General features: G+C 67.3%; 12 protein-coding genes. 9 read left to right on the top strand and 3 right to left on the bottom strand.

Going from position 1 to position 11,479, the window contains the following annotated elements:
* From lptC to sulP, 9 genes are all read left to right on the top strand, one after another.
* Entirely contained in the window at positions 1 to 555 is a 555-nt protein-coding gene (lptC, locus tag G6032_RS02330) for an LPS export ABC transporter periplasmic protein LptC (protein WP_165280522.1), read from the top strand.
* Complete coding sequence (locus G6032_RS02325; RefSeq protein ID WP_165280521.1) at positions 536 to 1,267, top strand: LptA/OstA family protein; 732 nt, start codon at positions 536 to 538, stop codon at positions 1,265 to 1,267. The genes lptC and G6032_RS02325 overlap by 20 nt, the downstream gene beginning before the upstream one ends.
* On the top strand, positions 1,264 to 1,989 hold the full coding sequence (gene lptB / locus G6032_RS02320; RefSeq protein ID WP_165280520.1) for an LPS export ABC transporter ATP-binding protein: 726 nt from the start codon (positions 1,264 to 1,266) through the stop codon (positions 1,987 to 1,989). The genes G6032_RS02325 and lptB overlap by 4 nt, the downstream gene beginning before the upstream one ends.
* A 10-nt stretch (positions 1,990 to 1,999) precedes the next feature.
* A complete protein-coding gene (locus G6032_RS02315; protein WP_165280519.1) occupies positions 2,000 to 3,460 on the top strand; it encodes an RNA polymerase factor sigma-54 in 1,461 nt (486 codons plus the stop codon).
* Between the two features lie 122 nt (positions 3,461 to 3,582).
* Positions 3,583 to 3,900, top strand: a complete 318-nt coding sequence (raiA, locus tag G6032_RS02310; protein ID WP_165280518.1) for a ribosome-associated translation inhibitor RaiA — start codon at positions 3,583 to 3,585, stop codon at positions 3,898 to 3,900.
* 29 nt (positions 3,901 to 3,929) lie between these two features.
* On the top strand, positions 3,930 to 4,409 hold the full coding sequence (locus G6032_RS02305; RefSeq protein ID WP_165280517.1) for a PTS sugar transporter subunit IIA: 480 nt from the start codon (positions 3,930 to 3,932) through the stop codon (positions 4,407 to 4,409).
* 16 nt (positions 4,410 to 4,425) lie between these two features.
* A complete protein-coding gene (gene rapZ / locus G6032_RS02300) occupies positions 4,426 to 5,334 on the top strand; it encodes an RNase adapter RapZ (RefSeq protein WP_165280516.1) in 909 nt (302 codons plus the stop codon).
* 51 nt (positions 5,335 to 5,385) lie between these two features.
* Entirely contained in the window at positions 5,386 to 5,919 is a 534-nt protein-coding gene (locus G6032_RS02295) for a peroxiredoxin (protein WP_165280515.1), read from the top strand.
* 129 nt (positions 5,920 to 6,048) lie between these two features.
* The gene (gene sulP / locus G6032_RS02290; RefSeq protein ID WP_165280514.1) at positions 6,049 to 7,767 is read left to right on the top strand and encodes a sulfate permease; all 1,719 of its coding nucleotides are present in this window, start codon (positions 6,049 to 6,051) and stop codon (positions 7,765 to 7,767) included.
* Positions 7,768 to 7,809: 42 nt separating this feature from the next.
* Here the strand turns inward: sulP and pyk are convergent, their stop codons facing one another.
* From pyk to gap, 3 genes are read right to left on the bottom strand one after another with little or no spacing between them, the layout of a single operon-like run.
* Positions 7,810 to 9,240: a pyruvate kinase gene (gene pyk / locus G6032_RS02285; RefSeq protein WP_165280513.1), complete on the bottom strand. Its 1,431-nt coding sequence runs from the start codon at positions 9,238 to 9,240 to the stop codon at positions 7,810 to 7,812.
* Between the two features lie 9 nt (positions 9,241 to 9,249).
* Complete coding sequence (locus G6032_RS02280; protein WP_165280512.1) at positions 9,250 to 10,428, bottom strand: phosphoglycerate kinase; 1,179 nt, start codon at positions 10,426 to 10,428, stop codon at positions 9,250 to 9,252.
* Positions 10,429 to 10,437: 9 nt separating this feature from the next.
* Complete coding sequence (gene gap / locus G6032_RS02275; protein ID WP_165280511.1) at positions 10,438 to 11,451, bottom strand: type I glyceraldehyde-3-phosphate dehydrogenase; 1,014 nt, start codon at positions 11,449 to 11,451, stop codon at positions 10,438 to 10,440.
* Between the last annotated feature and the right edge of the window lie 28 nt (positions 11,452 to 11,479).

The raw sequence follows: 11,479 nt of genomic DNA, 5'->3' as shown, positions 1-11,479 counted from the left end.
GTGCGCGGCGGCGGACGGATCTGGTTCGTGCTGCTCGCCGGCCTGGCCATGGGTGCATGGTGGCTCAACCAGCGCTTCACGGAGGCGCCCGCCCAGATCGAGGAGACTCCGGCCGGCGACGGCTTCTACATGACCGAAGCGCAGATAACGACTGCGGGCCCTGACGGCCTGCCGCAGTACCGCCTGATCGCGCAGGAAATCCGTCAGCGTTCTCTCGACGGACCGACCCTGCTGAACGACGTCCGGGTGGAGTACAACGTCTACTCCCCGAATCCGTGGCTGCTGACCGCGCCGGAAGGCGTGCTGTCCGCGGACCAGGACCAGCTGCAGCTCTTCGGCGGCGTCAATGTGCTCAGCGAGTCCAGCGACCACGACTCGACATCGCTGACCACCGAGCGGCTGCGGATCGACATCCCCGCCAACATCGCGCGCACCGACGCCCCGGTGGAACTGACGGTCGGGCCGCAGCAGGTCACGGCCGTCGGCATGGTCGCTTACTTGCTGGAGGAGCGGCTGCAGTTACAATCCGAGGTCCATGGTCGCTTCCTCCCCTGATTCCCGCCGCCGGCCCATCGCGCCGACGCCCGCGGGCGCCCTCGCGGCAACGCTGGCAGCCGCGCTGGCGGTGTTCGGCGTGCCTGCCGCGCTCGCCCAGCAGGAGGAAATCAATCTCGAAGCGGCCTCGTCGGACTTCGATCGCCGCAACGAGCGCCTGGTATTCCAGCAAGTGCGCATTCAGCAGGGCGACATGGTGATCTCGGCCGACGTCGCGGAATCGCGCGATCTCGACTTTTCCGACGGCAGCTGGCTGTTCCGCGGCGACGTCCGTATCAGCAGCCCGATGGGCGAAATCGAATCGGAGCGCGCCACGGCGAGCTTCATAGATCATCGTCTCGCTGCGGCCACCGCCGAAGGCGCGCCGGCACGCTTCACGCGAACGCTGCCCGAGCCTGAGCCGCGGGTGGTGCGGGGTACGGCCAATCGCATCACCTACGACCTCTCCGAAGGCATCCTGGAGCTGTCGGGGCAGGCGGCGTTGCGGGACGGCCTGCGCGAAGTCAGCGGTGGCCGATTGCTCTACCGCATCGCCGAAGACCGGCTCATCGCCAGCGCCGACGATGAAGGCAGCGAACGCGTCCGGATCATCATCACGCCGCCGGGCGACGCGGAGGAAACGCCGGGCGACGATGTTCCCGGCGAGGCGTCCGGGGATCCCGACGAACCGCCGCCCGACGAACCGCCGCCCGACGGGACGAGTGCGCCATGAGAACGCTGCGCGCCGAGGGCATCTCCAAGCGCTATCGCTCGCGGCAGGTGGTGCGCGACCTGTCGCTGTCCATCTCGAGCGGCGAGGTGGTGGGACTGCTCGGGCCGAATGGCGCCGGGAAGACCACGGCGTTTTACATGATCGTCGGGCTCGTGCCCTGCGACAGCGGCCGCATCCTGCTCGACGACACCGAACTCACGGCCTTGCCGATGCATCGCCGGGCGCGCCTCGGCGTCGGCTACCTGCCCCAGGAGGCCTCGGTGTTTCGTGGGCTGACGGTGGAACAGAACGTGCTCGGCGTGCTCCAGACACGCAAGGACCTCGACACGCTCGGTCGGCGACAGGCACTGGAAGAGCTGCTCGAGGAACTCAATATCGGCCATATCCGCGACGGCAAGGGCCTGAGCCTTTCCGGGGGTGAGCGCCGCCGGGTCGAGATTGCCCGCGCGCTGGCCGCCGAGCCCGCTTTCATCCTGCTGGACGAGCCGTTCGCCGGCGTCGACCCGATCTCCGTCATCGACATCCAGCGCATCATCGGGCAGCTGCGCGACCGGGGCATCGGTGTGCTGATCACGGATCATAACGTGCGGGAAACACTCGGTATTTGCGGCCGCGCTTTCATCCTCAACGCCGGCGAGGTCATCGCGTCCGGCACTGCAGATGAGATACTGGCCAACCGGCAGGTTCGCGAGGTCTACCTCGGCGAGCACTTCCGCCTGTGATGACCGTTCGATGATGAAGCAATCGCTACAACTCAAACTCGGCCAGCAGCTGACGCTCACGCCCCAGCTGCAGATGGCCATCCGGCTGCTGCAGCTGCCGGTGCTCGATCTGCAGGCCGAACTCCGCGAGGCGCTCGAGAAGAATGTCATGCTCGAGATGGACGACGGCCTGGAACTGGCCCCGGCCAAGGGCGAGCAGAAAACGCCCTCGGATGCATTGCGGGAAACGCCTGCGGCGCAGTCCGCCGAGAGCGGCACGGACACGCCGGAACGGTTCGATGACGATGTGTCCTACGCCGACGTGTCGGATTTCGGCTCGGGTTACAGCGGCTCGGGGCAGGGTCGCGGCGACGGCGAAGACCAGCGGGATTACGCTGACGTCAGCGGCAGCTCCCTGCGCGACCACCTGATCGCACAGCTGGATGTCGCCTTCCCCGAGGGCGACCGGAAATACATCGCCACGATGCTGGTCGATGCGATCGACGACGACGGTTACCTGACGGAAAGCCTCGAGGACATCTGCACCAATCTCGCGCCCGAACTGGTCACCGACGTGGACGAGGTCGAGCGCGTGCTGGCCTGTGTGCAACGCTTCGACCCGCTCGGCGTCGGCGCGCGCGACCTCTCGGAGTGCCTGTTGCTGCAGCTCGCGCCGTTCGCACCGGACACCCCGGACCTGGAACTGGTGCGCCGCCTGGCCTCCGAATGCCTCGTGGAGCTCGGTGAGCAGGATTACGCAACCATACGCCGGCGCCTTGGGTGCAGCGTGGAACAGCTCGAACATGCAGTGGCCTTGCTGCGCTCGCTCAACCCGCGCCCCGGCGGCGCGGCCGACACCCGTCCGCCGGAGTACATCGTCCCGGACGTTTTTGTGCGGCGCGACGAGTCGGGCTGGCGGGTCGACGTCAACCCGGCCATCGCCCCCCGGCTCCGGGTGAACGCAGCCTATGCGGGCAGCCTGGGCCGGGGGGGCGAGTATTCGACGCTGCGGACCCAGCTGCAGGAAGCCCGCTGGCTGGTGAAGAGCCTGGAAATCCGCAACGAGACGCTCATCCGCGTGGCGCGCGCCATCGTCTCCCACCAGGAACAATTCCTCGAACGTGGCGAGGAAGGCATGCGGCCCCTGGTGCTGCGCGAGATCGCCGACGCGCTCGAGCTGCACGAATCGACCGTGTCCCGCGCCACGACCGGCAAATATATGCATACGCCGCGGGGGGTCTACGAATTCAGGTACTTCTTCTCCAGCCAGGTATCCGGCAGCGACGGGGAGAGCATTTCGTCCACGGCCATCCGTGCCCGGATCCGCAAGCTCATTGCCGAAGAGGACCCCGCCAAGCCCCTGTCCGACAGCGCCCTCACCCGTGCACTCGTGCAGGAAGGTATCGAAGTGGCGCGCCGCACAGTCGCCAAGTATCGGGAATCCATGGGATTTCCGTCATCGAACGAACGCCGGCGCGTGACCATCCGCTAGGTCGAAAACCGCTTTCCACGGCGAAAAACCCTCCCTAGCCAGCGTAGCAAGCCAGCCACTAGAATAGGATTGAAACAAGAGCCGCCGTCCAGGACGGTTCCAACACTCCGAAGGAGTCCATCATGCAGATCAACTTGACCGGTCACCACGTCGATATCACCGAGCCGTTGCGCGATTACGTGCATAGCAAGATGGACAAGGTCGTCCGGCATTTTGACAACCTGATCGATGTCCATTGCGTCCTCACCGTCGAGAAGCTCCGTCACCAGGCCGAAGCCACGCTGCGCGTCGCGGGCGACACCCTGCATGCGGCCGCGGTGGAAGAAGACATGTATGCCGCGATCGACGGCATGATCGACCGCCTCGACCGCCAGGTTCGTCGCCACAAGGACAAGCTGACGGATCACCACAACGGGGCCGGGCGCCCGCGCAGCGCCTGAGTCCACGCCCCCTCCACCCCGGTGCCCCCATGACCTTCCAATCCCTCCTGCTGCCCGGCCGCGTGCTCTGCAACGTCGAAGCCCGCAGCAAGAAACACGCGCTGGACGTGCTCAGCGAACTGCTGTCCTCCGCGACCGATATCGACCAGGGCGATGTGTTCCAGAGCCTCATCAAGCGGGAAAAACTCGGTTGCACGGCCATCGAGAACGGCATCGCGATCCCCCATGGACGGCTGCCCGATCTCGAAGAGCCGATCGGGGCTTTCCTGAAGCTGTCGCGCCCGGTGGATTTCGACATGCCCGACCGCGAACCCGTCGACCTGATCTTCGGCCTGCTCGTGCCTGCGCCGGCGGACAATGCCGGCTGCCATCACGAGGAAGTCTCGCTGGTGGCGACCGCGTTTGCCGACCGCACGCTGGCGACCGCCCTGCGGGGCGCCACTTCGAGCCGGGCGATCTACGAACTGCTGACCGCGCCGGACCCTGCGCGACGGGCCGCCGCGTCATGACCAGCGGGCGCTGACGATGGAACTCGTGATCGTCAGCGGCCTGTCGGGTTCCGGCAAAAGCGTTGCGCTGGCCATGCTCGAGGATCTCGAGTGGTACACGCTCGACAACGTGCCGGCGCGGATCCTCTCGATGGTGGTCACCGAACTGGTCGAAGGCGACGATGCCAAGTTCAACCGGCTGGCCATCGGCCTGGATACGCGGCCCCGCCCCGAGGACCTGCCGGTGACCCGCAGGCTCCTGGCCGATCTGCGCGAACGGGGGATCCACTGCCAGCTGGTGTTCCTGCATGCCTCCGAGCCCGTGCTCGTCCAACGCTACCTGGATACGCGGCGCCGGCATCCCCACACCCCCGACGACGACGGCGACCGGACGCTGGCCGAAGCGATCCGCTTCGAACAGAACCTGCTCGCACCGCTGGCCGAGTCGGCGGACTTCGTGCTGGACACGAGCACGATGAGCGTCCACGAGCTCCGCGACCTGGTGCGCGACCGGGTGGCAAAGCAACCGCGCAACCAGGTCTCGCTGCAGTTCGAGTCCTTCGGCTTCCGCCAGGGCATTCCCAAGGACGCGGACTTCGTCTTCGATGCCCGCTTCCTGCCGAATCCCTACTGGGAACCGGCCCTGCGCGCCCTGACCGGGCGCGAGGCCGGCGTGGTCGATTTCCTCGCGGCCCGCGCCGAAGTCCAGGCCTACCTGGATGACATCACGCGGTTCCTGGGCACCTGGCTGGGCCACATCGAAGCGGCGAACCGCAGTTACCTGACCGTGGCGATCGGCTGCACCGGCGGACGCCACCGCTCCGTGTACCTGGCCGAACGCCTCGCCGAACGTTTCCAGGACGAGTTTCCCGGCGTGACGGTGCGGCACACCGGGCTGGAACGGCTGGCCAGGAGTGCGATGGCGCCGGGTTCGCGGAATCCGTAGCATCGCGTCGCGCGAAACCTCGTACCTGCTCCTTCGAAACAGGACAAGATCATGAACCGACTGCCGTCTTTCGCCCTTGCGCTGCTGCTTTGCGCGACGCTCGTATCGCCCGTGGCGCAGGGTTCGCCGGCCGAGGGATCGCCGGCCCCGGATTTCGCGTTGCCCGACCAGGAAGGGGAGGTCCGCCGCCTGGCGGATTACAGCGGCAAGTGGCTGGTGCTGTACTTCTATCCGAAAGACGATACGCCCGGCTGCACGACGCAGGCTTGCGAGTTCCGCGACAACATCTTCGCCTTCCGCAACAACGGCGCGGAAATCGTCGGCATCAGCCTGGATGACGTCGAGACACACGAGGCGTTTGCCGCCAAGCACGGCCTGCCCTTCACGCTGCTTGCAGACACTGGCGGCGCCACCGCCGAGCGATACGGCGTATTGCGCAACTTCGGGCTCGTCAAGCTCGCCAGCCGCCAGACTTTTCTCATTTCGCCGGACGGCGTCGTGGCGCGCCACTACGAGAAGGTCGATGTGAACAAGCACTCGGAGGAAGTCCTGAGCGACATCGTCGCGCTCAGCGGCGGGGGCTGATTCAACCCCGCCGCGGCCCGGCACGGACTCGGTGTGGCGCACCCCGGGACGCCTTTCCGCGGCATCGCGCTTGACCCCCCGCCGCGCGTTTAACTATCGTGCATGCCTGCACTTGCCAGGCTGCCGCCCGTGCCCTCCGGAATCCTGAAATTTTTTCCCATCGTCCACTGGGTGCGCCTGACCACCCGGAAGGACCTGGCGGCGGATATTTTTGCCGGCGCCATCACGACCGTGTTGCTCGTGCCCCAGGGCCTGGCCTACGCGATGATCGCGGGTCTGCCGCCGGTCGTCGGCCTGTACGCATCGATTCTGCCGGCGGTGCTCTACGCCCTGCTCGGCACCAGCCGCGACCTTTCCATCGGCCCGACGTCGATCGCGGCGATCATGGTGGCCGCCGCCATGGCGGGTGCCGGGGCGGGCATCGACCCGGTCGCGGGCGCGGTCATCCTGTCCGCCTTGTCGGGCCTGATCCTGCTCGCCATGGGCATCATCAAGCTCGGCGTGTTTGCCAACCTGCTCAGCCAGCCCGTGCTGACCGGTTTTTCCAGCGGCGCGGCCATCGTCATCATGGCCGACCAGCTGCGTCACTTCGCCGGCATCGAGTTGCCCTCGGGCCTGCAGCCACACGAAATGCTCGCCTACCTCGGCGGCCGGGCCGCGATTCTGAATCCCCAGACCCTCGTCCTCGGCGGCGTCGCACTCGGCTTCCTGCTGCTGACGATCGGCACGGTGCGCGGCGGCCGGCGGCGCCACGTCATGTTCGCGCGTTTCTCCCCGGTGCTGGTGCTGGTGCTCGGGGCTATCGCCGTATGGGGCCTGGGGCTGGAGCGCGTGCCGGTGGTCGGCGAGATCAGCGCGCGTCCACCCGTGCTGGACATCACCATGCCCGGCGCCGGCGCATGGATCGCGCTGCTGCCATCGGCCGCGCTGATCAGCATCATCGTGTTCGTCGAGAGCGTGAGCATCAGCAAGTACCTGGCGGGCCGGCGACGCCAGTCGATCGATGCCGACCAGGAACTGCTCGCGCTGGGCAGCGCCAACGTCGGCTCCGCCCTCTCCGGCGCCCTGCCCGTCGCGGGCAGCTTCAGCCGCAGCATGGTGAATTTCAATTCCGGCGCCCACAGCCAGCTCGCCTCCATATTCCTGGCGCTGTTCACCGCCGCCACGCTGCTGCTCTTCACGCCGGCCTTCAGCGGCCTGCCGAAGGCCGTGCTCGCGGCGGTCATTATCGTCGCCGTCGCCGGGCTGGTCGACCTGCGGTCGATCCCCGAGACCTGGCGCTACAGCAAGGCGGACGGAGCCTCCAACCTCGTCACCTTCCTCGGGGTGCTCGCCTATGGCGTCGAGGCCGGACTCGTGATGGGCGTGCTGCTGTCGGTGCTCCTGTACCTGTGGCGCACCGGACATCCCAACATCGCCATCGTCGGACGACTGCCGCACTCCACCGAGTTCCGCAGCATCGAGCGCCACAAGGTGGAGACCTGGCCGGACATCCTGCTCGTGCGTGTAGACGAAAATCTCTACTTCGCCAACGTCGGCCATGTGCAGGACATGCTGACGCGGGAGTTCCAGAAACGCCCCGGGGTGCAACACCTGGTGCTGGTGATGAGCGGCGTGGGCTTCGTCGATTCCAGCGCGTTGAAAGTGCTGCAGGTGGCGATCGACACGCTGCGGGAGTCGGGCGTCACCATCCATCTCGCCGACGTGAAGGGCCCGGTGCTGGACCGCCTGCGCCGTACCCGAATCTTCGAGCACATGGCGCCCGGCCAGGTGTTCCCCACGCCGCAGGCGGCGGTCACCGCGCTGACGCGGGCCGCGGAACGCGAGAAGGAACTGATCCCGATCTAGGCCCGGGAAGGCCACCCACCAGGAAAGGACCGGGCCCTGCGGCTAGGCCGGCGCCTCGACGGTGAGAATCTTCATCGTGTTGGTGCCCCCCGCGACGCCGGCCTCATGGCCCTCGGTGAGCAGGATGCGATCCCCGACCGCGGCAATCCCGCGGGCGATGAGCGTCCGGCAGATGGCGGCAAAACTGCCGTCCGGCTCCGCCAGCACATCGAAACTCACGGGATAGACGCCGCGATACATCGCCACGCGGCGCCGGGTGCTCTCGCTGCGGCTGAAGGCATGGATCGGGATCCCCGAACGGATGCGCGACATCCACAAGGCCGTGCTCCCGGACTCCGTCAGGGCGACGATCGCTTTTACATCGAGATGGTTCGCGACATACATGGTCGCCATCGCGATCGCCTCGTCGATACGCTCGAACACATCGTCCATGCGGTGATGCGAAATCGAGGTCGCGCGCTGCTTTTCCGCCGCCACGCAGGCGCTGGCCATGGCCTCCACCGCCTTCACGGGATAGCGGCCGATGGCCGTCTCGCCGGACAGCATGACGGCGTCCGTGCCGTCGATGACGGCGTTGGCGACGTCGGACACCTCGGCGCGCGTCGGAATCTGCTCGTGGATCATGGATTCCATCATCTGCGTCGCGGTGATCACCACCCGGTTCATGGCGCGGGCCACGCGGATGATGTTCTTCTGCACGCCGGGCACCTCGGCGAAGCCGATCTCCACGCCGAGGTCGCCGCGCGCGACCATCACGACGTCGCTGGCGCGCACGATCTCCGCGATGTTTTCCACGGCCTCCGCGCGCTCGATCTTCGCCACCAGCAGCGCCCGCCCGCCGGCGGCATGCAGCAGGCTGCGGGTCTCTTCCATGTCTGCGGCATCGCGCGGAAAAGATACCGCGAGGAAATCGACTCCCAGCTCGGCCGCGGTACGAATATCCTCGCGGTCCTTGTCCGTCAGCGCCCCGGCCGAGAGCCCGCCGCCGAGACGATTGATGCCCTTGTGATCCGACAGGATGCCACCGGCGCGCACCCGGCATGAGACACGCGGCCCAGCGACCTGCTCGACTTCCAGGGTGATCGCCCCGTCGTTGAGCAGCAGCACGTCGCCGGGACGGACATCCGCGGGCAGGGCCTTGTACGCAAGCCCGACCGCGTGCTCGTCGCCGGCGTCGGGCGCAAGCGAGGCGTCGAGGGCGAAAAGATCGCCTTCGCGCAGTTCCACGGAACCGCCACGGAAACACTCCACGCGAATCTTCGGCCCCTGCAGGTCGCCGAGTATCGCCACGTCCCGGCCGACCCGCGCCGCGGCCGCGCGGATGGCTTCGATGCGTCGCCTGCGCTCCACGTTGCTGCCATGCGAGAAATTGATGCGCACGACGTCGACGCCGGCCCGCAGGAGCGCCTCGAGCACACCAGGCGCATCCGTGGCCGGACCGAGCGTCGCGACGATCTTGGTGCGCTTGGCCAAGGGCCGGGCCTAACCGCGCGCCCGCGCTTCGAGCATGGCCACCGCAGGCAAGGTGCGTCCCTCGAGGAACTCGAGAAAAGCGCCGCCGCCCGTGGACACGTAAGACACCTTGTCGGCCAGGCCGAAAGCATCCAGCGCCGCCAGCGTGTCCCCGCCGCCCGCGATGGAGTACGCCTTGCTGGCGGCGACGGCCTCGGCCAGCGCCCGCGTGCCCGCAGCGAACCGGTCGTCCTCGAAAACCCCTACCGGGCCGTTCCAGACGATCGTGCCTGCCTGCGCCAGGACCGCGGCATAGGCGGCAGACGTGTCGGGGCCGACGTCGAGAATCATGTCGGCCTCGCCGACCTCGGAGACCGGCAATGTCCGCGCGCCGTGGTGCGATTCCAGCCCCCCCGCCACAACGACGTCGATGGGCAGGGGCACGGCGGCGCCACGCGCCGCGGCCTTGGCCACGAGGCCGCGCGTTTCCTCGACCAGTTCGGGCTCATACAGCGATTTGCCCACCGGGTGGCCGGCGGCTGCGATGAAGTTGTTCGCGATCCCGCCTCCCACGATCAGCTGGTCGACCTTGTCGAGCAGCGTGTCGAGCACACTCAGCTTCGTCGACACCTTGGAACCGCCGACGATGGCCACGAGCGGGCGAGCGGGCTCATGCAGGGCCCGGCCGAGTGCCTCGAGCTCGTCGACCAGCAACGGCCCCGCGCAGGCGACCGGGGCGTACCGCGCCACGCCGTGGGTGCTGGCCTGGGCGCGGTGCGCCGTGCCGAATGCATCCATCACGAACACGTCGCACAGCGCGGCCATGCGCCTGGCGAGTCCCTCGTCGTCCCGTTTCTCTCCGGCGTTGAAGCGCACGTTCTCGCACAGCACGACCTCGCCGGGCGAGAGCTCGACGCCGTCCAGCCAGTCACGCTCCAGCCGCACCGGTCCCGGCAGCAGCTCGGCAAGCCGTGTCGCCACGGGCGCCAGCGAGAAATGGGGATCGAAGTCGCCCTCGGCCGGCCGCCCGAGATGCGACATCACCATCACTGCGGCGCCCTTGTCCAGCGCGAGACGAATGGTGGGCAAGGCCGCGCGGATGCGGGCGTCGCTGCTCACCCGGCCGTTCTCGAGCGGGACGTTCAGGTCCTCCCGCAACAATACCCGCCGGCCTTCCAGGTCCAGGTTCTGCATGCGGATGACTTGCACGTCGGCGCCCTATTTCGCGTTGACGAGCGCCAGCGTGGTGTCGAGCATGCGATTGGAGAACCCCCACTCGTTGTCGTACCAGGCGCACAGCTTGACCAGGCGGTTGTCGATGACGCGGGTCAGCGACGCCTCGTAGATCGACGAGCGCGGGTCGTGGTTGAAGTCGATCGACACCAGCGGCTCGCGATTGAAGCCGAGGATGTTCTTCAGCCGGCCCTGCGACGCCTTTTCGAGCACGTCGTCGATTTCTTCCCGGTTCGTGTCGCGCGCAGCCTGGAACGTCAGGTCCACCATCGAGACATTGATGGTCGGCACGCGAATGGCGAAACCGTCGAGCTTGCCCGCGATCTCGGGCAGCACCAGGCCCACGGCCGCGGCGGCGCCGGTCTTCGTCGGGATCATCGACATCGCCGCGGCACGGGCGCGGCGCAGGTCGGAATGGTAGACGTCGGTCAGCACCTGGTCGTTGGTGTAGGCATGGATCGTCGTCATCAGGCCGCTCACCACGCCGATGGCCTGGTGCAGCGGCTGGACCAGCGGCGCCAGGCAATTCGTGGTGCAGGAAGCGTTCGAGATGACCTCGTCGCTGGCCTTGAGTGTCTCATGGTTGACGCCATAGACGATCGTGGCGTCCACGTCCTTGCCGCCGGGCGCCGAGATGATGACCTTCTTCGCACCCGCCTGCAGGTGCGCCGATGCTTTTTCCTTGCTCGTGAACAGGCCGGTGCATTCGAGCACGACCTCCACGCCGAGTTCCTTCCAGGGCAGGTTGGCCGGATTGCGCTCCGCGAGCACCCGGATGCGGTCACCGTTGACCACCAGGCTGTCGCCATCGACCTCGACCTGGCCGTTGAACCTGCCGTGGGCCGTGTCGTAGCGGGTCAGGTGGGCGTTGGTCTGCGCGTCCCCGAGGTCGTTGATCGCGACGATGGAAATCTCGCCCGTGCGATCGTATTCGTAGAGGGCCCGGAGGATGTTCCTGCCGATGCGCCCGTAACCGTTGATGCCAACCTTGATCGCCATTGCTGTTCTCCTTGACTGCCGTCTCCGG

It is taken from the genome of Wenzhouxiangella sp. XN24, from assembly GCF_011064545.1.
Lineage (GTDB): Bacteria > Pseudomonadota > Gammaproteobacteria > Steroidobacterales > XN24 > XN24.
Note: the sequence above shows the minus strand (reverse complement) of the source record. Positions and strands in the feature narration are given on the sequence as shown.